General features: G+C 68.3%; 16 protein-coding genes. 12 read left to right on the top strand and 4 right to left on the bottom strand.

Going from position 1 to position 21,351, the window contains the following annotated elements:
• Positions 1–104: 104 nt before the first annotated feature.
• Genes map through dapE form a run of 6 tightly spaced genes read left to right on the top strand, consistent with a single transcriptional unit; the run spans position 105 to position 7,022 of the window.
• The gene (map, locus tag ACM2ZB_RS07900) at positions 105–947 is read left to right on the top strand and encodes a type I methionyl aminopeptidase (protein WP_416058067.1); all 843 of its coding nucleotides are present in this window, start codon (positions 105–107) and stop codon (positions 945–947) included.
• 2 nt (positions 948–949) lie between these two features.
• Positions 950–3,577: a [protein-PII] uridylyltransferase gene (locus ACM2ZB_RS07895; RefSeq protein ID WP_313438786.1), complete on the top strand. Its 2,628-nt coding sequence runs from the start codon at positions 950–952 to the stop codon at positions 3,575–3,577.
• Positions 3,577–4,626 carry a 2,3,4,5-tetrahydropyridine-2,6-dicarboxylate N-succinyltransferase gene (gene dapD / locus ACM2ZB_RS07890; protein WP_416058066.1) on the top strand — a complete coding sequence of 350 codons (1,050 nt, stop codon included), beginning with the start codon at positions 3,577–3,579 and terminating at the stop codon, positions 4,624–4,626. The genes ACM2ZB_RS07895 and dapD overlap by 1 nt, the downstream gene beginning before the upstream one ends.
• A gap of 2 nt (positions 4,627–4,628) precedes the next feature.
• Positions 4,629–5,495 carry a hypothetical protein gene (locus ACM2ZB_RS07885; RefSeq protein WP_416058065.1) on the top strand — a complete coding sequence of 289 codons (867 nt, stop codon included), beginning with the start codon at positions 4,629–4,631 and terminating at the stop codon, positions 5,493–5,495.
• Positions 5,496–5,526: 31 nt separating this feature from the next.
• Positions 5,527–5,898, top strand: coding sequence for an arsenate reductase (locus ACM2ZB_RS07880; RefSeq protein WP_416058064.1), 372 nt, complete (start codon positions 5,527–5,529; stop codon positions 5,896–5,898).
• Positions 5,895–7,022, top strand: coding sequence for a succinyl-diaminopimelate desuccinylase (gene dapE / locus ACM2ZB_RS07875; protein WP_313438774.1), 1,128 nt, complete (start codon positions 5,895–5,897; stop codon positions 7,020–7,022). The genes ACM2ZB_RS07880 and dapE overlap by 4 nt, the downstream gene beginning before the upstream one ends.
• A 36-nt stretch (positions 7,023–7,058) precedes the next feature.
• On the opposite strand, the gene ACM2ZB_RS07870 is transcribed toward dapE, so the two are convergent.
• Positions 7,059–7,937, bottom strand: a complete 879-nt coding sequence (locus ACM2ZB_RS07870; protein ID WP_416058063.1) for a tetratricopeptide repeat protein — start codon at positions 7,935–7,937, stop codon at positions 7,059–7,061.
• Between the two features lie 338 nt (positions 7,938–8,275).
• Here ACM2ZB_RS07870 and asnB point away from each other — a divergent pair, with 338 nt between their 5' ends.
• Both asnB and ACM2ZB_RS07860 read left to right on the top strand, forming a co-directional pair.
• Positions 8,276–9,967 (top strand): asparagine synthase B, encoded by a 1,692-nt coding sequence (asnB, locus tag ACM2ZB_RS07865; RefSeq protein WP_416058062.1) that lies wholly within the window; start codon positions 8,276–8,278, stop codon positions 9,965–9,967.
• A 142-nt stretch (positions 9,968–10,109) separates the two neighbouring features.
• Complete coding sequence (locus ACM2ZB_RS07860) at positions 10,110–11,498, top strand: cation:proton antiporter (protein WP_416058061.1); 1,389 nt, start codon at positions 10,110–10,112, stop codon at positions 11,496–11,498.
• Between the two features lie 107 nt (positions 11,499–11,605).
• On the opposite strand, the gene ACM2ZB_RS07855 is transcribed toward ACM2ZB_RS07860, so the two are convergent.
• Positions 11,606–13,936 (bottom strand): penicillin acylase family protein, encoded by a 2,331-nt coding sequence (locus ACM2ZB_RS07855; RefSeq protein ID WP_416058060.1) that lies wholly within the window; start codon positions 13,934–13,936, stop codon positions 11,606–11,608.
• Positions 13,937–14,059: 123 nt separating this feature from the next.
• Here ACM2ZB_RS07855 and bfr point away from each other — a divergent pair, with 123 nt between their 5' ends.
• Complete coding sequence (gene bfr / locus ACM2ZB_RS07850) at positions 14,060–14,548, top strand: bacterioferritin (protein WP_416058059.1); 489 nt, start codon at positions 14,060–14,062, stop codon at positions 14,546–14,548.
• A 324-nt stretch (positions 14,549–14,872) separates the two neighbouring features.
• On the opposite strand, the gene parC is transcribed toward bfr, so the two are convergent.
• Both parC and ACM2ZB_RS07840 read right to left on the bottom strand, forming a co-directional pair.
• Entirely contained in the window at positions 14,873–17,116 is a 2,244-nt protein-coding gene (gene parC / locus ACM2ZB_RS07845) for a DNA topoisomerase IV subunit A (protein ID WP_416058058.1), read from the bottom strand.
• A 59-nt stretch (positions 17,117–17,175) separates the two neighbouring features.
• The gene (locus ACM2ZB_RS07840) at positions 17,176–18,084 is read right to left on the bottom strand and encodes a helix-turn-helix domain-containing protein (protein ID WP_416058057.1); all 909 of its coding nucleotides are present in this window, start codon (positions 18,082–18,084) and stop codon (positions 17,176–17,178) included.
• A 145-nt stretch (positions 18,085–18,229) separates the two neighbouring features.
• Here ACM2ZB_RS07840 and ACM2ZB_RS07835 point away from each other — a divergent pair, with 145 nt between their 5' ends.
• Genes ACM2ZB_RS07835 through emrA form a run of 3 tightly spaced genes read left to right on the top strand, consistent with a single transcriptional unit; the run spans position 18,230 to position 21,347 of the window.
• Positions 18,230–18,673: a MarR family transcriptional regulator gene (locus ACM2ZB_RS07835; RefSeq protein WP_313438755.1), complete on the top strand. Its 444-nt coding sequence runs from the start codon at positions 18,230–18,232 to the stop codon at positions 18,671–18,673.
• Positions 18,670–20,163: a multidrug efflux transporter outer membrane subunit EmrC gene (gene emrC / locus ACM2ZB_RS07830; protein ID WP_416058056.1), complete on the top strand. Its 1,494-nt coding sequence runs from the start codon at positions 18,670–18,672 to the stop codon at positions 20,161–20,163. The genes ACM2ZB_RS07835 and emrC overlap by 4 nt, the downstream gene beginning before the upstream one ends.
• Before the next feature lie 11 nt (positions 20,164–20,174).
• Positions 20,175–21,347 (top strand): multidrug efflux MFS transporter periplasmic adaptor subunit EmrA, encoded by a 1,173-nt coding sequence (gene emrA / locus ACM2ZB_RS07825; protein WP_416058055.1) that lies wholly within the window; start codon positions 20,175–20,177, stop codon positions 21,345–21,347.
• The last annotated feature ends 4 nt before the right edge of the window (positions 21,348–21,351 follow it).

Raw genomic sequence — 21,351 nt, 5'->3', positions numbered from 1 at the left:
CGGTCGATCCCAGCTTCCCGAGCCAAGTGTCTGTATTCAGTGATATTTGTGGCCGCAAAAGAGCGCGGTCGGTCACGCTTTCACGGTCCTTGCCGGATATGTGCATGACCTGGACGGCCAGTTGGGTGGCGTTCGTTCAGATTGCATGCGGATCGGCGATAATGGCGGCCATGAGCGTGAATCTGAAAACCCCGCAGGAAATCGAGGCGATGCGCATCGCCGGCCGCCTGGCCAGCGAAGTGCTCGACATCGTCACCCCCCACGTCAAGCCCGGTGTCACCACCGAGGAGCTGGACCGCATCTGCCACGACCACATCGTGAACGTGCAGGGCGCCACGCCGGCCAACGTCGGCTACCGCGGCTTCCCCAAGAGCGTGTGCACCTCGGTCAACAATGTCATCTGCCACGGCATTCCCAGCGAGGGGAAGGTCCTGAAGGATGGCGACATCATCAACATCGATGTCACCGTCATCAAGGATGGCTGGCACGGCGACACCAGCCGCATGTACTTCGTCGGCACGCCGTCGGTGATGGCCCGCCGCCTGGTGGAAGCCACCTATGAGGCGATGTGGCGCGGCATCCGCGCAGTGCGCCCGGGTGCGACCCTGGGCGACATCGGCCATGCCATCCAGAGCTATGCCGAAGGCGAGCGTTTCAGCGTGGTGCGCGAGTACTGCGGCCACGGCATCGGCAAGGTCTACCACGATGAACCGCAGGTGGTGCATTACGGCCGCCCGGGCCAGGGCCTGGTGCTGCAGCCGGGCATGACCTTCACCATCGAGCCGATGATCAACGAGGGCACCCGCTACAACAAGGTGCTGCCCGATGGCTGGACCGTGGTGACCAAGGACCGCAAGCTGTCGGCGCAGTGGGAGCACATGATCGCGGTCACCGAGACCGGCGTGGACGTGCTGACCCTGTCGCCGGGCGAATCGCAGGTCTCCTGACGATGCTGCCGGCGGGTTCACTGCTGGACGCGCCGGCCGATTCGCTTGACGATCCCGAATGGGCGTCTGCCGCACGGCAGGCGCTGCAGCAGGCCGATGCGCGCCTGTACCGGCGTTTCGACCAGGGCGACAACATCGAACGGCTGATCGCGCTGCGCGCACGCGCGGCCGATCATCTGATCCGCCTGGCCTGGCAGCGCTGCCTGCCGGCCGACAGCGGCCTGTCGCTGTTCGCAGTAGGGGGCTACGGGCGCGGTGAACTGTTCCCGCGTTCGGACATCGACCTGCTGGTGTTCGGCGATGCGCCCGCGCAGCTGGCACACGAGCCTGCGCTTTCGCGGCTGTTTGCCCTGCTGTGGGATTGCGGGCTGGCGGTCAGCCACGCGGTACGGTCTGCGGCGCAGACCCGTGAAGCGGCCACCGACCAGACCGTGCTGACCGCACTGATCGAAGCGCGGCCGATCCTGGCCGACGACGCCGCACGCCGCGCGCTGCGCGCGGCGGTCGACGACCGTGAACTGTGGCCGGCGCGCGCCTTCTTCCTGGCCAAGCTGGAAGAGCTGCGCAACCGCCACCAGCGGTTCGGCGATACCGCCGACAACCTGGAGCCGGACCTGAAGGATGGCCCCGGCGGCCTGCGCGATCTCAACACGCTGGGCTGGATGGCGCTGCGCGCCTTCGGCGTGCGCGACCTGGAAGCGCTGGTCGGGCTGGGCCACCTGGGCGCTGACGAAGCGGCTGCCCTGAAGCGCGAGCGTGCCGTGCTGGCGCGGCTGCGCTTCGGCCTGCACCTGGTGGCGCGGCGCCCGGAAGAGCGCCTGCGTTTCGATTACCAGAAGACCCTGGCCGCGCGCCTGGGCTTCGAAGACGACGCCGAGAACCTGGGCGTCGAAAAGATGATGCAGGGCTTCTACCGCGCCGCCCTGGTGGTGCGCCGTATCAGCGACCGACTGCTGCAGCGCTTCGAGGAACAGTTCGACGGCGAAGCGCAGCCGGAGCCGCTGACCGTGGGTTTTTCCCTGCGCCGTGGTTACCTGGCCGCCAACGAGCCGGAGTGGCCGCGCGGCGATATCGGCCAGGTGTTCGCGCTGTTCGCCGGCTGGGCCAACAACCCGCAGGTGCGCGGCCTGCATTCGCTGACCGCACGCGCGCTGGCCGAGTCGCTGCCGCTGCTGCCGGCCTATGACCAGGCCGACAGCAACGCACGCGAGCAGTTCCTGGCCCTGCTGCGGGGCCAGCGCCCGGTCGATACGCTTTCGCGCATGGCGCGGCTGGGCGTGCTGGGGCAGTGGATTCCTGCATTTGCCCAGGTCAGTGGGCGCATGCAGTTCGACCTGTTCCATGTGTACACGGTCGACCAGCACACGCTGATGGTCCTGCGCAACATCGGCCTGTTCGCCAGCAGCCGTGCCGACGAACGCTTCTCGATCGCCCATGAAGTCTGGCCGCGCCTGCGCAAGCCGGAACTGCTGCTGCTTGCAGGCCTGTTCCATGACATTGCCAAGGGCCGCGGCGGCGACCATTCCGAACTGGGCGCGGTGGACGCGCGCGCGTTCTGCCACGCGCATGCGCTGAGCGGCTCGGATACCGACCTGGTGGCCTGGCTGGTCGAGCAGCACCTGCGCATGTCGGTGACCGCGCAGAAGCAGGACATCGCCGATCCGGTGGTGATCCACCGCTTCGCCACCCTGGTTGGCAGCCGCGACCGCCTGGACTACCTGTATCTGCTGACCTGCGCCGATATTGCCGGCACCAGCCCCAAGCTGTGGAATGCGTGGAAAGACCGGCTGCTGGCCGACCTGTACTTCGCCACCCGCCGCGCACTGCGCGAGGGCCTGGAGCACCCGGTGCCGGCCGCCGAGCGCGTGGCCGAGGCGCGTGACAGCGTGCGCGCGCTGGTGCGCGAGCAGGGCTACGACGATGCCACCATCGACCGCCAGTTCGCGGTGATGCCCGATGAAGGCTTCATGCGCCTGCGTCCGGAACAGCTGGCCTGGCAGGCCTCGGCGCTGGTGCCGGTCAAGCAGGGCCACACCCTGGTGAAGGTGCGCCGGATCAGCGTGGACGACCCCGCGCTGGAAGTGTTCGTGCATTCGCCGGACCGCGATGGCCTGTTCGCCGCGATCGTGATGACCCTGGACCGCAAGGGCTACGGCATCCATCGTGCGCGCGTGCTGGACGGCCCGTCGGACACCATCTTCGATACCTTCGAAGTCAGCCCGGCCGATACCTTTGCCGATGGCAGCAGCGCCAACCTGGAAGCGGCCCTGCGCGAAGCGCTCAGTGGCGATCTGACCCGCCTGCGCCCTTCGCGCCGGGTCGTGCCGCGGCAGCTGCGCCACTTCCGTTTCGCCCCGCGCATCGAGTTCCGCGATGAACCCGGCGCGACCCGATTCGCCCTGGTCGCCCCCGACCGCCCCGGCCTGCTGGCCGACGTGGCGTTCGTGCTGCGCAACCAGGGCCTGCGCGTGCATGATGCGCGCATTGCCACGTTCGGCGAGCGCGCCGAAGACACTTTCGTGATCAGTGACGAACACGACCTCCCCCTGACCGAACCCGCCCGGCAGCAGCTGCATGACGCAATGCTGGCCTGCCTGGACCCTGATCGAAACGCCGGAGACCCCACCTGATGGCCACCAAGCCTGTGAAGAAGACTGCTGCGACCGCCAAGAGCGCAGCGGCGAAAAAGACTGCCGCACCGAAGAAGGCCGCGCCGGCCAAGGCGCCGGTGAAGAAGGCCGCTGTTGCGAAGAAGCCGGTCGCGAAGAAGGCCCCGGCCAAGAGTGCCGAAGCCGCACGCGCCGAAACCATCGCCCGCAAGTCGCTGCGCAAGCCGTCGGTGCCGGGCGTGGAAGAGCTGAAGTTCGGCATTGAAAGCGCGTTCGAGCGCCGCGCCACGCTCACCCTGCACGAACTGGAAGGTTCCACCCGCCCGCTGGTCAACCGCGTGATCGATGGCCTGGAAAGCGGCGAATTCCGTGTCGCCGAACCGGACGGCCAGGGCGGCTGGAAGGTCAACGAGTGGCTGAAGAAGGCGGTGCTGCTGTACTTCCGTGTGAACGACATGGCCGTGGTCGACGCACGCCCGGCGCCGTTCTGGGACAAGGTCGAATCGCGCTTTGCCGGTTATGACGAAGCGAAGTTCCGCCGCGCTGGCGTGCGCGTGGTGCCGGGTGCGATCGCCCGCCGCGGCACGTACTTCGGCAAGGACGTGGTGCTGATGCCGAGCTTCACCAACATCGGCGCCTATGTGGGCGAAGGCACCATGGTCGATACCTGGGCCACCGTGGGCTCCTGTGCGCAGATCGGCCAGCACTGCCACCTGTCCGGCGGCGCCGGCATCGGCGGCGTGCTGGAACCGCTGCAGGCCAGCCCGACCATCATCGAAGACCACTGCTTCATCGGTGCGCGTTCGGAAGTGGTGGAAGGCGTGGTGGTCGGCCACCACAGCGTGATCGGCATGGGCGTGTTCCTCAGCCAGAGCACCCGCATCTACAACCGCGCCACCGGCGAAATCACCTACGGCTACATCCCGCCGTACAGCGTGGTGGTGTCCGGCTCGCTGCCGAGCAAGGACGGCACCCACTCGCTGTACTGCGCGGTGATCGTCAAGCAGGTGGATGCCCGTACCCGCAGCAAGACCAGCGTGAACGACCTGCTGCGCGGCCTGGCCGACTGAAGGTGACTGCGCCGGAGGACCTGGTGCCGTCGGCGATCTACCGGCATCCGTCCAACACCCTGTCCGGACGGATGCTGCCGCGCCTGCTGCATGCCCCCGGCTGGACCCGGCTGCGCCGCGCACTGTCGCGGCGCTGGCCGATGCCGCAGCTGGTCAGTGATGTCCGCGATGTGGTCTACGCGACCTGGTGGGTGGACGTGCGGCACGCACCGCTGCCACCGCCGGGGCATCACTACGTGGTCCAGGGCGGTCGCACCCCGTACACCATCCTCAGCTACCGGCATGGCCACTTCGGGCCACGTATCGCCGGCTCGCTGCGCGCGCTGATGCCTTCGCCCCGGCAGAGCAACTGGCGCTGGTACCTGCGCCGCGATGACGATCCGCAGGGAACGCCAGTAGTGCTGTTCGACCGCAACGTGATGGACCAGCTGGCCTTCGTGGCTGGCGCGCGTGCCTTCAGCGATGCCATGCAGCCGCATCTTTCCACGCGCTTCGACCACGTGGTGCACACCGATGGCAGCGGCCACACCGTGATCGAAGGGGGGCAGGGCAGTGCCCCGGCCCTGCACCTGCAGTGGCGCGCGGCCGGCTCTGGCATCGACCCCGGCTGGGCCGCAGCATTCGGAGGCCCGCAGGCCCTGCTGGGTTTCCTGACCTGCCAGGACGAGGCCATTGCCCGCACCTGCGACCAACGCTGGGCCAGCACCCGTATCGAACTGCCGGTGGACATCGTCAGCCTGCAGCCCCTGCAGCTGGAGGGCCGCCCGTATTGCCCCCGGCTGCAGGCGATGGGCGTGAACCTGCAGGAGGGGCTGGTGCTGCGGCTGCCACGCGTGCCGTTCCGGGTCGTGTCCGAGCGCCTGTTGTGAGATTCTGGCCCTCTGTTTTCCTGCACTACAGATGGCCATGAGCACCACCGTCTACGGTTTGAAGAACTGCGATACCTGCAAGAAGGCGACCAAGTGGCTGGACCGCTTCGGCGTGCCGTACACCTTCGTCGACTACCGCGACAACAAGCCCAGCCCGGAAACGCTGCTGGAATGGGCTGCGCAGCTGGGCGGGCTGGCGGCGATGGTCAACAAGTCCTCCACCACCTGGCGGCAGCTGCCCGACAACCGCAAGGCGGCCGATTCAGAGGCGGAATGGAAGCTGCTGCTGCGCGAGTACCCGCAGCTGATCAAGCGCCCGCTGGTGGTCACCGCCGATGGCACGGTCAGCCAGGGCTTCAGTGACAACGGCTTCAAGGCACGTTTCGGCGTGAGCGGCGCATGAGCGCGGTCCTCGACCTGGCCTGTGACCTGATCGCGCGGCCGTCGGTCACCCCCGACGATGCCGGCTGCCAGGCGCTGCTGGCCGCGCGCCTGCAGCAGGCCGGTTTCCAGTGCGAACACCTGCGTCTGGGCGAGGTCGACAACCTGTGGGCCACCCATGGCAGCGGTGCGCCGGTACTGGTCCTGCTGGGCCATACCGATGTGGTACCCCCGGGCCCGCGCGAGGCGTGGCAGAGCGATCCGTTCACCCCGCAGATCCGTGATGGGGTGCTGTATGGCCGCGGCACGGCGGACATGAAAGGCAGCGTGGCCGCCTTCGTGGTTGCGGCCGAGCAGTTCGTCGCGGCCCATCCGGGCCATGCCGGTACGTTGGCGGTGCTGCTGACCAGCGATGAGGAAGGCGATGCCATCGATGGCGTGCGCCACGTCGCGCGACTGTTTGCCGAGCGTGGCCAGCGCATCGACTGGTGCATCACCGGCGAACCGTCGTCCACCGCGACCCTGGGCGACCTGCTGCGCGTGGGCCGCCGCGGCAGCCTGTCGGCCAAGCTGCGCGTGCAGGGTGTGCAGGGCCACGTGGCCTACCCGGAAAAGGCACGCAATCCGATCCACCAGGCGGCGCCGGCCCTGGCCGAACTGAGCGCGCGGCGCTGGGACGACGGCTACGAGAGCTTCCCGCCGACCAGCCTGCAGATCTCCAACATCCATGCCGGTACCGGCGCCAACAACGTGATTCCCGGTGAGCTGGAGGTGGATTTCAACATCCGCTACAACCCGCACTGGGATGCGCCGAAGCTGGAAGCGGAGATCAACGGGCTGCTCGAGCGGCACGGCCTGCAGTACACCCTGAAGTGGCACCGCAGCGGCGAACCGTTCTACACCCCGGAAGGCCCGCTGCGCGCGGCGGCGCGTGCGGTGCTGGCCGAGCACATCGGCCGTGCGCCGGAAGAAAGCACCGGTGGTGGCACGTCCGATGCGCGCTTCATCGCGCCGCTGGGCGCGCAGTGCATCGAAGTGGGGCCGGTCAATGCCAGCATCCACCAGGTGGACGAGAACGTGCGCGTGGATGAACTGGAAGCACTGCCGGGGCTGTACCAGCGGCTGGTGGAACGCCTGCTGGCGTGAGGCATGGCGCCGGGCCATGCCGGGCGGCGGTTGCGGTCATTCTGAAAAATTGAAGAACGGCGGCTTGATGGCTTTTTCCCAGTAGCTGGGTGCTGCCATGTAGAAGCGCTGCGCTTCGGCCCGGGCGAACCAGCGCGCCGCCGCTTCGGTGTCCTTTTCCACGCCCGGCGCACTGCGGCCCAGCAACAGCCCGGCGAAGTACTGGCCGAACACATTGCCCTGCTCACCGGCGCGCTGGTACAGCTGCAGCGCCCGCGCCGGATCGCGTGGCAGCCCCACGCCCTTTTCCAGCAGTGCGCCCAGATCCACCTGCGCTTCGGCATCACCGCGCTGCGCACGGCGCTGGATGTAGGCAACCCGCGGATGCACGCTGCCGCCCTGTGCGGCCACCGCACCGGGCAGGTGCGACGATGAACTGGCGTAACGCTGGTAGATCATTCCGCGCAGATCCCAGCGCAGTGCCTGTTGCGCGTCGCCGCGATTGCGGTAGGCGTTGGCCAGTTCCTGGAACGCGTAGGGATTGCCGTGGTTGGCCGCCGCCAGGTACGCGCGTTCGCCGCGTCGCCATGAGGCGCGCAGCACCGGTGCCGGGTTGATGTGCGGGCTGTCGGCATGGCGCAGCGCGCCGTCGGTCCAGATGCGCCCCAGCGCTCGTTCGGCCTTGGCGTTGTGGAAGGTCCAAGGGGTGATCGCCGCGGCGCGTTCGTAATAGGCGATGGCGCGTGGGTCGTTGAAGCGCTCGAAGGTTTCTGCGGTGTCCCAGGCACCTTCGAAGCTGCCGTCGGTTCCGCGTTGTTGCAGTGCCTGCTGCTGGGCCAGTGGCAGCATGGACGGCGGGGGCAGGGTCTGGCAGCCGGTCAGTGCCAGGCAGAGCAGGGCGGCCAGCGGTGCGGTGCGTCCAGTGCGGTGTTGCATTCCTGTTACACGGTTCAGGGCGGGCCATTATGCGCTGCAGGCGTGGTTGCCGACGCAACTGTTGCACGGCGCCGGAAACCGCGATACGGTCGGTCCATGTCGATCCGCCTGGCCCCCGCCGTCAACAACAGCAACCGCAATAATCTGCGCACGAATAATCGTGCGCGGCCGATGCGGGACTGCGCCCTGGGTAGATAGACAGCAACAAACGCCCGGACACCAGAAAACCCGCATCGGCCGATGCGGGTTTTTTTGTGCCCGGGCGCAGCCCCACCCGGGCCTGGTTGGCCGGTCGAACACCTTCCCCTCGTGTAACCCCCACAACAGGAGCGCCACCCATGTGTTCGATCTTTGGAATCTTCGGCCTGCAGGCCGGCGACGATCTTCCCGCCCTGCGCCGCCATGCGCTGGAACTGTCGCAGCGCCAGCGCCACCGCGGCCCGGACTGGAGCGGCGTGTATCTGGACGAAGGCGCGCTGCTGGTCCATGAACGCCTGGCCATTGTCGATCCGGCCGGCGGCTCGCAGCCGCTGCTGTCGGCCGATGGCCAGCTCGCGCTGGCGGTCAACGGTGAGATCTACAACCACCAGGCCTTGAAGGCCGCGCTGACCAAGGCCTACGACTTCCAGACCGGTTCGGACTGCGAAGTGATCAACGCGCTGTACCGGCAGGGCACTGCACCGGCGCAGTGGCTCGAACAGCTCAACGGCATCTTCGCCTTCGCGCTGTGGGACCGTGATGCCGGCCGGGTGCTGGTTGCGCGCGATCCGATCGGGGTGGTGCCGCTGTACTGGGGCCACGATGCGCAGGGGCGCCTGCGGGTGGCCTCGGAAATGAAGGCGCTGGTCGACTCCTGCGCCGATGTCGCGCAGTTCCCGCCCGGCCATTACTACGACAGCGCCAGCGGCGAACTGGTGCGCTACTACCAGCAGTCCTGGCGCGACTACGCCGATGTGCAGGGCCGCCAGGCCGACCTGGCCGAACTGCGGCTGGCCTTCGAACACGCCGTCGAGCGCCAGCTGATGAGCGATGTGCCGTATGGCGTACTGTTGTCCGGCGGGCTGGATTCATCGCTGGTGGCGGCGGTGGCCGCGCGCTATGCCCGCCGCCGCATCGAGGATGGCGGGCAGAGCGAAGCCTGGTGGCCGCGCCTGCACTCGTTCGCCATCGGCCTGAAGGGTTCGCCGGACCTGGCTGCCGCGGCGGTGGCCGCCGAAGCGCTGGGCACTGTGCACCACGGGTTCGAGTACACCTTCGAGGAAGGCCTGGACGTGCTGCCGGAAGTGATCCGCCACATCGAGACCTACGATGTGACCACCATCCGCGCGTCCACCCCGATGTTCCTGCTGGCACGCCGGATCAAGGCGATGGGCGTGAAGATGGTGCTGTCCGGCGAGGGCAGCGACGAGATCTTCGGCGGCTACCTGTACTTCCACAAGGCGCCGGATGCGCGCGAGTTCCACCAGGAGCTGGTGCGCAAGCTCGACGCCCTGCACAACTACGACTGCCTGCGCGCCAACAAGTCGATGATGGCCTGGGGCGTGGAGCCGCGCGTGCCGTTCCTGGACCGCGAGTTCCTGGACGTGGCCATGCGGTTCGATGCCGCGCACAAGATGGTCGGCGCCGGCTTCGGTGGCCGCCGCATCGAAAAGGCCGTGCTGCGCGAAGCCTTCGATGGCTACCTGCCGGACAGCATCCTGTGGCGGCAGAAGGAGCAGTTCAGTGATGGCGTGGGGTACGGCTGGATCGATGGCCTGAAGGCACATGCCGAAGCGCAGGTGAGCGACCGCGTCCTGGCGGCGGCCGACAAGCGCTTCCCGCACAACCCGCCGCAGACCAAGGAGGCGTACTACTACCGCCACCTGTTCGAGCAGTTCTTCCCGAGCCGTGCAGCCGCCGAGACCGTGCCGGGCGGCAAGTCGATCGCCTGTTCCTCGCCGGCCGCCATTGCCTGGGACGCCAGCTTCGCCGCCGCCGCCGATCCTTCCGGCCGTGCCATTGCCGGGGTGCACGAGCAGGCCCTGGCCTGATGTTTCCGCCGGGCATGGCCCGGCGCTACCGAAGAATGATTCCGCCGGGCAAGGTCGGGCGCAGCCAGGGAAGGGTAGCGCCGGGCCGTGCCCGGCGGGCGCGCGAAGAAGGACGTATCATCGGCCCCCTGCACATTGGGGAATGTTCATGGACGTACAGACCGGAGGCAGCGTGCCGCCGATGAAGTGGGGTTGGCGCTACCTGGCCTGGGCCGCGGTTCCGTTGCTGGTGGGCCTGGCGCTGGCGCGCTATGCCGGGCCGGGCGTGCCCTCGATGGCGGCCAAGGCCGAGGCCGTGGTCGGCAGTGACTGGGCGCATCACCTGGCATCGCCGCTGGGCCTGTTCCTGCTGCAGCTGCTGGTGCTGCTGGTGGTGGCCAAGGGCGCCGGCGCGTTGCTGAAGCATTTCGGCCAGCCGGCGGTGATCGGCGAAATGGCCGCCGGCCTGATGATGGGCCCGCTGGTGCTGGGCAGCCTGCTGCCCCAGCTGCACGGGGCGCTGTTCCCGGCCAGTTCGCTGGGGCCGCTGGGCATGCTCAGCCAGCTGGGCGTGCTGATGTTCCTGCTGGTGGCCGGTGCCGAACTGGACCTGGGCGCGCTGCGCGGGCGGCGCAGATTCGCCTTCACGGTCAGCCATGCCGGCATCGCCGTGCCCTTTGTGATGGGCGTGGCAATGGCGATCTGGCTGTTCCCCGAACACGGCCCGCAGGGCGTGGGCTTCACGGCCTTCGCGCTGTTCGTCGGCATTTCCATGAGCATCACCGCTTTCCCGGTGCTGCTGCGCATCCTGGCCGACCGTGGGATCACGCAGACCCCGCTGGGGCAGACCTCCATCGCCTGTGCGGCGCTGGGTGACGCCACGGCGTGGTGCATGCTGGCGCTGATCGTAGCGGCCGCGCAGGCCACCGGCTGGCTGTCGGCCAGCATCAACCTGGTCTGCGTGGTGCTGTTCATCGCGCTGATGCTGGGCGCGGTGAAGCCCTGGTTCGCGCGCCAGCAGATCGCCCCCGGCCGCGAGGGGCGCTGGCTGCTGGGCATCCTGCTGCTGTCGCTGGCCAGCGCGCTGGTGACGGAAGTGCTGGGCATCCATGCGCTGTTCGGTGCGTTCGCCGCCGGCGTGGCGGTGTCGTCCAACGAACAGCTGCGCAACCTGCTGGTGGCCAAGGTCGAACCCTTCGCCGCGACCCTGCTGCTGCCGCTGTTCTTCGCCATGACCGGCCTGCGCATGCGTGCCGATGCACTGCAGACCAGCGACATCCTGCTGTGCGTGGTGGTGATCGCGGTGGCCACGGTCGGCAAGCTGCTGGGCACCTGGAGTGCGGCGCGCAGCACCGGCATGGACAACCGCGAAGCCTGGCGCCTGGGTGCGCTGATGAACACCCGCGGCCTGATGGAACTGATCGTGCTCAACCTGGGCTACGAAATGGGCCTGCTGGGCGACCGCCTGTTCGCCGTGCTGGTGATCATGGCGCTGGTGACCACGGCGATGACCGGGCCGCTGTTGAACTTCATCGAGCGGCGCAAGGGCTGATCCGGTAGCGCCGGGCATGGCCCGGCACTAGCTCTGACCGTGCTGTAGAGCCGAGCCTACGCTCGGCTTCACACAAAAGGCAGCCGAGCATGGGCTCGGCTCTACATTTACCTCGCTGGCACCAGCGTCATCACATGCTGCGCCTTGCCGGGCAGGAACGGGGTCGGGCGGCCGTGCACCCAGTCCTCGTGGCCGGCACCCCAGTAAGGTGACAGCGGATGGCCGCTCTGGCCACCGGGCATGTGCACGATGCCGTCGGCCTCGTGGCCGGGCGACACCACCATGCGCTGCGAGGCGCCGAAGCTCGGGCCTTGCACGCGCGGCATGTCGCGGTCGCCGGGCAGTTGATCGGCCGGCATGCACAGCCAGCGGCGGCTGAAGGCGGGCAGGGCGCGGGCGATGGGATGGCAGATGTCGGCCACGTTGCGCTCGCCCCAGGTGCGCTGCTGCAGCGGCCCCTGCTTACCCAGGTCGGCGTCCAGTTCACGCGCCGCGTTGGCCAGCAGCGCGTCCCAGCTGTCCACCCCGGGCGGCAGCAGGTTGGCCGGGCGCTGCTCCAGCATCGGCCAGACCACGCCCTCCAGCTGGGCAAGGCGAGGCGGCAGGTAGTCATCGCCCAGGCGCGCCTTGGCCGGCGCCAGCAGTGCGCTTTCCACCGCGTCCAGCACCTTGCCGCGGAAGCCGCGCACGATGCGGTAGCTGGTTGAATTGGCCGAGGCACGCACGTCCCAGTGTTCGCTGGCGGCCGCCAAACGCTTCAATGACGGGTCATCGCTGTGCGCGGCGGTTTCCTGCAGCAGCACCCACCAGCGCTGCAGGAACACCGCGCGGTCGTCGAGCTGGATCGCCAGCAGGTCGTGTTCATCGAAGCGTTCCTGAGTGGCCAGCAGATTGCGGATCTGCTGCCCGCGCGCGCCCAGGTCGTAGCCGGCATTACCCACCACGGCCAGCGTGGCATCGTCGACCACGCGGCTGTTGGCGGTCCACAGCCGCTGTCCGGGCGGATCGACCAGGGCCGGTGCGGCATCGCTGCGGATCGGCCACGGCGCGCAGTCGGCGCTGTTCTGCAGCGTATTGAAGCCCTGCGGCACGCAACCGGGCCCACGGTCCGGCCGTGCGCCGATCAAGCGCCAGGCGATGCGCCCGCTGCGATCGCCGATGACCAGGTTCTGCGCGGGAATGCCGGCGTGGTCGGCGGTCTTCAGCGCCTGGTCGAGGTCACCGGCGCGGGCCATCCCGGCGAAATCCATGCGCACCGCGCCGGGCAGGTGGGCAACCCAGCGCAGGGCATCACCGCTGCCGTCGGCATGGGTGTGCAGGATCGGGCCCCAGGCGGTTTCGTGCACCGGCAACACCACATCGGCCTGGCCCGCCACGGCGATGTGTTCTTCGTGCACGGTCACCGCCGCGTTGGCGGCTTCGCGGCGGAAATCGGCGGTATCGATGTAGCTGTTGGTGAAGCCCCAGGCCACGTGCCCGTTGCTGCCGACGATCACCGCCGGCACGCCCGGCAGCGAAAAGCCGCTGACATCGACCTGGCCGCCGGGCGCCTTCGGGTCCGGGTAGCGCAGGCGCACGCGGAACCACAGGCTGGGCGCACGCAGGCCCAGGTGCATGTCGTCGGCGACGATGGCACGGCCATCGGCAGTCAGTGTGCCGGCCACGGCAAAGTTGTTGCTGCCGACCGCGTCGGTCTCTTCGGCGGGCGCTGCGGGCACGCCGGCAAGCGCATGCAGGTCCAGCTGCGTGGAGTCCGGCAGCACGGCATCGCCGCGCGGTTCGCCCTGCAGCGGTGCATCCCACGCGCTGCCGTCGTGTGCCAGCAGCGCGTACAGCGCCGGCGGCACCACCTCGCGGATCCTTGCCAGCGCCAGTTCGTTCTGGTTGCCCGGGTCCTGCAGGTCGGCATACATGGCCAGCCCGGCCAGCACGCTGTCGCTGGCCTTCCACGGCTGCGGCGATTGCCGCAGCAGCAGGTAGGCCCATGGCCGCACGGAAAGATCGGCCAGGCCTTCGTTGACCCCGGCCACATAGGCCTGCACGACCTGCGGCTCGGCGCCCAGCGCCTGCTCCAGATGGGCCTCGGTGCGTGCGCGCAGGCGGTGTACGCGCATGCGCTTGTCGGTGTCGATGGCCACCGGGCCGAACAGCGCCGACAGTTCACCGGCGGCACTGCGGCGCATCAGGTCCATTTCGAAATAGCGTTCCTGCGCATGCACATGGCCCAGGGCGCGCATCGCATCGGCCTGGCTGCCGGCGATGATGGTGACCACCCCCAGCGCATCGCGTTCGACGCTGACCGGGGCGGCCAGCCCGGGCAGGGCATGTTCGCCGTCAAGATCGGCCAGGCTGCCGCGCAGCAGCAGCCAGATGGTCAGGACCGCAGCCATCACGATGGCGATCAGCAGAGCCAGTATCCAACGCCATCTACGTCGCATTGCAGGTCCTTCCAGCACTCGAGGGGCGATTGTAGCCGCAGGCGCAACTGCGACTGATTCCGATTAGATCACCGTCGTCTGAAATGCGTCACCCTATGCGCCATCGATTCACAGGAGCCCCCCATGAAAGGCAACCCGGACGTCATCGCCTGCCTGAAGGAACTGCTGCGCGGCGAGCTCGCCGCCCGCGACCAGTACTTCATCCACTCCCGCCGCTACGAGGACCAGGGCCTGTTCGCGCTGTACGAACGCCTGAACCACGAGATGGAAGAGGAAACCCAGCACGCCGATGCGCTGCTGCGCCGGATCCTGTTCCTGGGCGGCGACCCGGACATGCGCCCGCATGTGACCGAGCCGGGCAAGACCGTGGAAGAGATGCTGAAGAAGGATCTGGACACTGAATACGCGGTTCGGAACAATCTCGCCGCCGGCATGAAGCTGTGCGAGGAGAAGGGCGACTACGTGAGCCGCGACATGCTGCTGGCGCAGTTGAAGGACACCGAGGAAGACCACGCCTGGTGGCTGGAACAGCAGCTGGGCCTGATCAAGCGCATCGGCCTGGAGCTGTACCAGCTGAGCAAGATTGACGGCAACGGCGCCCCGGTGCACTGAGCCGGCACCGCTCTCTGTAGAGCCGAGCCATGCTCGGCTGCCTCGCTTCATGTAGAGCCGAGCCATGCTCGGCTGCTGTTGGATCCGAGTCGAGCATGGCTCGACGCTACAAAAGTTCTGTCGCCCGCCAGCACCGGAGCACCGCGCGCCAGCCTTCGCCAGCCAGCCGCTCCACCGCCCGCCAGCCGACAAACGAAAAAGCCGGGGAATGCCCCGGCTTTTTCGTGTCTGACGTCCCTGATCTCCGGTAGTGCCGGCCGCTGGCCGGCAACGTGGAATCCCAGAGGCATACAACAGTTGCCGGCCAGCGGCCGGCACTACCGGTCATTCCACCGACAACCCTTCCACCTTCTGCCAGCCGCGCGGCAGCAGGTGGCCGCGGGTGGCGCGGGCGCCGAGGTAGGCGTCGAGCTCGTTGAACTTCAGGCCCATGGTGCGCTGGCCGCTGCGCACCTGCAGGGTCTGGCCGGGGCTGATGGCCACGATCGCCACGACCCGTTCGGTGGCCAGCTTGGCCTTGGGGATCTCGATGATCTTGTTGCCCTTGCCCTTGTCCAGTTCCGGCAGGTCGTTGGCGGCGATCGCCAGCAGGTTGCCCGAGCTGGTCACCGCCACGATGCGGTCGGTGGCCACGTTGGCCACGGCCGACGGGGTCAGCACCGACGAACCGGACGACAGGTTCAGCATCGCCTTGCCGGCCTTGTTGCGGCCGATCAGGTTCTCGAAGCGGGTGACGAAGCCGTAGCCGTGGCTGGAGGCCAGCACGAAGCGCGCATCCGGTTCGGCACTGGCCAGGGTGACGAAGCTGGTACCCGCTGCCGGCGAGAAGCGGCCGGTAAGCGGTTCACCGTTGCCACGTGCCGAGGGCAGGGTATGCACCGGCGTGGAGTAGGCGCGGCCCTCGCTGTCCAGGAAGGCGACCTGCTGGGTGCTGCGCGCGCGCACCGAACCCTGCAGGGCATCACCATCGCGGTAGGACAGGGTGGACGCGTCGATGTCGTGGCCCTTGGCCGCGCGGATCCAGCCCTTCTCGGACATCACCACGGTCATCGGTTCGCTCGGCACCAGCTCGGTTTCGTCGATGGCCTGCGCGGCCTGGCGCTGCACCAGCGGCGAACGGCGTGCATCGCCGAACTTCCTGGCATCGGCCTGCAGCTCGTCGCGGATCAGCTTCTTCAGCTTGGCCTTGCTGTCCAGGATACCGAGGATCTTCTCGCGCTCCTTGGCCAGCTCATCCTGCTCGCCGCGGATCTTCATCTCTTCCAGGCGGGCCAGCTGCTTCAGCTTGGTTTCCAGGATGTACTCGGCCTGGTCTTCGGACAGGCCGAAGCGCGCGATCAGCGCCGCCTTCGGTTCGTCCTCGGTACGGATGATGTGGATCACCTCGTCCAGGTTGAGGAAGGCCACCAGCAGGCCTTCCAACAGGTGCAGGCGGCGCTCGACCTTCTGCAGGCGGTGCTGCAGGCGGCGGGTGACGGTGCTGCTGCGGAAGGCCAGCCATTCGCTGAGCAGCATCTTCAGGTTCTTCACCTGCGGGCGGCCATCCAGCCCGATCACGTTGAGGTTGACGCGGTAGCTGCGCTCCAGGTCCGTGGTGGCGAACAGATGGCCCATCAGCTGGTCGGCGTCGACGCGGTTGGAGCGCGGCACCAGCACCACGCGCACCGGGTTGGCGTGGTCGGATTCATCGCGCACGTCTTCCAGCCACGGCAGCTTTTTGGCGCGCATCTGCGCGGCGATCTGCTCGATCACCTTCGACGGCGACACCTGGAACGGCAGCGCGGTGACCACCACGTTGTGCGCTTCCTTGGTGAAGGTCGCACGCGCACGCACGCTGCCGTTGCCGGTCTCGTACATGTTCCGCAGGTCGTTGGCCGGGGTGATGATCTCGGCGCTGGACGGGTAGTCCGGGCCCTGCACGTGCTCGCACAGGTCGCGCACGCTGGCATCGGGGTCGTCCAGCAGGTGCAGCAGTGCGCTGACGATCTCGTTGAGGTTGTGCGGCGGCACGTCGGTGGCCATGCCCACGGCGATGCCGGTGGTGCCGTTCAGCAGCAGATGCGGCAGGCGCGCCGGCATCCAGGTCGGTTCCTGCAGGGTGCCGTCGAAGTTCGGTGCCCAATCGGTGGTGCCCTGGCCCAGCTCGCCCAGCAGGACTTCGGCGATCGGGGTCAGTTTGGATTCGGTGTAGCGCATGGCCGCGAACGACTTCGGGTCGTCACTGGAGCCGAAGTTGCCCTGGCCCTCGATCAGCGGGTAGCGGTAGGAGAACGGCTGGGCCATCAGCACCAGCGCCTCGTAGCACGCGCTGTCGCCATGCGGGTGGTATTTACCGATGACGTCGCCGACGGTGCGCGCGGACTTCTTCGGCTTGGACGCGGCATTCAGGCCCAGCTCGCTCATCGAATAGATGATGCGGCGCTGCACCGGCTTCAGGCCGTCGCCGATGAAGGGCAGGGCACGGTCCAGCACCACGTACATCGAGTAGTCGAGGTAGGCGCGTTCGGCGTACTCGCGCAGCGGCAGTTGTTCGAAACCGTGGAATACGGGGCGGGCAAGTTCGGTCATGCGGCGTTGTTACCTATGTCGGGAGGCGAAGACGGCGGTCGGCGCTCTCAATGCACTGATTATCCGGATGCGGCGGGGGATGCCAAGCCACGTGCGGGGTCCAGCCCCGGTTCCAGGCCATGGCCGACCCGGGCCAGGTAGCGCCCGGGCGGCAGGCCGAAGTGGCGGCGGAACACGGTGACGAAGGCGCTGGCGCTGCTGAAGCCCAGCGCGTGGGCGATATCGGCCACGCTGCGGCCCTCGCTGAGCTGGCGCAGGGCCTCGGCCAGGCGGGCCTGCTGCCGCCACTGGGCGAAGCTGAGGGTGGTCTCGTCGCGGAAGTGGCGGGTCAGGCTGCGCGGCGACAACCCGGCCCAGTGCGCCCATTCGGCCAGGCTGCGCTCGTCGGCGGGCTCGGCCAGCAGCTGCGAGGCGATCTTCAGCAGGCGCCGGTCGCGCGGCATCGGCAGGTGCATGCGCTGGCGCGGGGCAGTGCGGATCTCGTCACCCATGACACTGATGATGTGCTCGCGGTCGGCGCTGAGGGTGTAGTCCAGCGGCCACTCGCAGATGCGTTCGGCCACGGCCTGGGCCAGCCTGGACAGGCCCAGCACGCAGGGATCGGACGGCAGATCGGCGCAGACCAGTGCGGCCAGGGCCATGCCCCAGCCGCGCATGGGGCCGTCCAGGCTGACCGTATGCGGTTCCAGTGGCGGCATCCAGCCGGCCGAACCGGGGGCCAGCGACCAGGTGCCGTGCGAGGTACGGGTGGTCAGCAGCCCCCGTTCCACATAGATCAGCTGGGCGCGGGCGTGGTGGTGCCAGTCCACTTCACGGGCCAGGCCCTGCGGGCTGTCGAAGCGGAAACCGATGACCGGCGGGCCATCGTTGCGCTCGAACCAGTCCAGGGCGACCTCGCGCAGCAGGGTAGGCGGCCCCGGTTCACCGGCGGTTACGCTGCGGGGCGGTGGCTGGAATGTGACATTCATTGGCTGGATTGTACTACCGGGCCAGTTCGGGGCGCCATTAAGGTAGGCGCCTTCACTGATCGAGCCCGTTGCTGCAACACAGCATTCGATGCCAGATCGAATATTTCCATTGAGAAATATTTTTTTTGGAAGAAAATGCTCCCCCATGATCTGTCCGTCCTCCAACCCCCCCAGCTTCGGCCTGCTGTTGCGCCAGGTGCGCGACGGCCTGGTCCGCCAGCTCGATGCGTCCATGGCCGAAGAGGACCTGGGCATCGGCTTCACCCATTACATCGGCCTGAAGCTGCTGGCCCGCATGGCCCCGTGCACCGCCAACGAACTGGCCCAGGCCATCGACCAGGTGCCCAGCGCGGTGACCCGCCTGCTGGACAAGCTGGAAGCCCTGGGATGTGTGCGCCGCGAGCCGCACAGCCAGGACCGGCGTGCGCTGCAGATCGTATTGACCGATGAAGGCCGTGCCCTGTGGGCGCGGCTGCAGAAGCGCGGCGACGCGGTGATGGATTTCGCCCTGCGCGACCTGTCCGCCGAAGAACGCACGCTGACGCTGTCCCTCCTGACCCGAATCCGCGATTCCCTGACGACCCCATGAACCCGATCCCGCATTCCACTCTCCGCCGGCCCGGGCGCGCGCTGCTGGTTTCAGCGCTGGCCCTGGCCCTGGCCGCCTGCGCCAGCAGCCGCGGCCTCAATCCGCAGGGGCACGTCCTGGACGTGGACAGCCTGCACAGCGAACGCACCCTGGCCGACAGCGACCTGAGCGCCACCGGCTTCCCGGCGCAGGACTGGTGGAAGGCGCTGGGCGATCCCCAGCTCGACGCCCTCATCAGCGAAGGCCTGGCTGGCCACCCCAGCCTGGACGCAGCCGATGCACGCCTGCGCCAGGCGCAGTCGCAGGTCGGCACCGCGCGTGCCGACCGCCTGCCCAGCCTGTCGGTCTCCGGCGGCTACACCGGCCTGCGCCTGCCCGAATCGATGCTCGGTGACGAGATGGGCGGCCATTACGCCGGCAGCAGCCAGGTTGCCTTCGATTTCAGCTACGGCATCGACCTGTGGGGCGGCAAGCGCGCCGCCTGGGAAGCGGCCGTGGACGGCGCCCATGCCGCCACCGTGGACGCCCAGGCCGCACGCCTGAACCTGTCCACCGGCATTGCCCAGGCCTACACCGAACTGGCCTACGCCTGGCAGCTCAACGATGTGGCCGAGGAAGAGCTGGCGCGTTCGCAGAAGTCGCTGGAACTGACCCGCCAGCGCCGCCGCGCCGGCATCGACAGTGACCTGCAGGTGCGCCAGGCCGAAGCCCGCGTGCCGGCCGCGCAGCAGCAGCTGCTGGCCGCGCAGCAGCGCATCGATGCCGCCCGCACCGCGCTGGCCGCGCTGGTCGGCAAGGGCCCGGACCGTGGCCTGTCGATCCAGCGCCCGCAGCCGCTGAACCCGCTGGCCCTGCAGCTGCCGGGCGTGCTGCCCAGTGAACTGCTGGGCCGTCGCCCGGACATCGTCGCCGCGCGCTGGCGCGTGGAAGCGGCCGAAAAGCAGATCAAGGTCGCCAAGACCAAGTTCTATCCGAGCTTCAACCTGACCGCGCTGGCCGGCGTGGTCGCCCCGAACGTGGGCGACCTGCTGAAGAGCAGCTCCACCTTCGCCTACATCGGCCCGGCGCTGAGCCTGCCGATCTTCGAAGGCGGCAAGCTGCGCGCCAACCTGGACAACACCGACGCGCAGTACGACCTGGCGGTGGCCAACTACAACCAGTCCGTGCTGGACGCGCTGCGCGACGTGGCCGACCAGGTCAACGCGGTGCGGTCGCTGGCCCAGCAGGCGCAGGCGCAGCAGCAGGCAGTGGACACCGCCCGCGCGGCCTTCGACCTGGCCCAGCAGCGCTACCGCGCCGGCATCGGCAGCTACCTGGACGTGCTCAGTGCGCAGTCCACCCTGCTGCAGACGCAGCAGCAGCTGGCCGGCCTGCAGTCGCAGCAGGTGCAGACCTCGGTGCGCCTGAGCAAGGCATTGGGTGGTGGTTTCCAGCCCAGTGACGCCGACGCCGCACCGATCGCCTCCCATTCCGATTCCTCGCATTCCTGAAGACCCACGCCATGAGCCAGACCCAAGACACCGCGGCCCCGGCCGCTCCCAACCGCCGCGGCAAGCTGCTGCGCGGCCTGTTCGTCATCGTCGTGCTGCTGCTTGCCGCACTGGCGCTGTGGTACTTCATGTTCGGCCGTTGGTTCGAAGAAACCGACGATGCCTACGTGCAGGGCAACCAGGTGCAGATCACCCCGCTGGTGGCTGGCACGGTGGTCGCCATCAATGTCGATGACGGCATGCGCGTCGAGCGTGGCCAGCTGCTGGTGCAGCTGGACCCGGCCGACACCTCCGTCGCCCTGCAGCAGGCCGAAGCCAACCTGGCCAAGACCGTGCGCCAGACCCGCGGTCTGTACCGCAGTGTGGAAGGCGCGCAGGCTGACCTGAACGCCCGCCAGGTGAGCCTGAAGCGCGTGCGCGAAGACTTCGCCCGGCGCAAGGACCTGGCCGCCACCGGCGCCATTTCCAACGAAGAACTGGCCCATGCCCGCGATGAGCTGGCCGCAGCCGAGGCCGCGGTGGCCGGTTCGCGCGAGACCGTCGAACGCAACCGCGCGCTGGTGGACGACACCGTGATCGCCACCCAGCCGGACGTGCTGGCCGCTGCCGCACAGCTGCGCCAGGCCTTCCTCAACAACGCCCGCGCCGGCATCGTCGCGCCGGTCACCGGCTATGTTGCCCGCCGTTCGGTACAGGTCGGCCAGCGCGTGCAGCCGGGCAATGCCCTGATGGCCGTGGTGCCGACCGAGCAGATGTGGGTGGAAGCCAACTTCAAGGAAACCCAGCTGCGCCACATGCGCCTGGGCCAGGAAGTGGAGCTGAAGTCGGACCTGTACGCCGGCGACGTGAAGTACAAGGGCCGCATCCAGAGCCTGGGCCTGGGTACCGGTTCGGCGTTCTCGCTGCTGCCGGCGCAGAACGCCAGCGGCAACTGGATCAAGATCGTGCAGCGCGTGCCGGTGCGCATCGCCATCGATGCCAAGCAGTTGGCCGAACACCCGCTGCGCATCGGTCTGTCGATGAAGGCCGAAGTGAGCCTGCGCGACCAGAAGGGCGAAGTGCTGCCGGCCGCCGCCGCCAAGGGCACGGTGTTCGACACCGACGTGTATGCCAAGCAGCTGCATGATGCCGACGAGGTGATCCACACGATCATCGAAGGCAACCTGCCGGCGAAGGCGGGCTGAGGTC

Source organism: Stenotrophomonas maltophilia (assembly GCF_047782825.1).
Lineage (GTDB): Bacteria > Pseudomonadota > Gammaproteobacteria > Xanthomonadales > Xanthomonadaceae > Stenotrophomonas.
The sequence above is the reverse complement of the archived record's forward strand: the minus strand, read 5'-3'. Positions and strand labels throughout refer to the sequence as shown.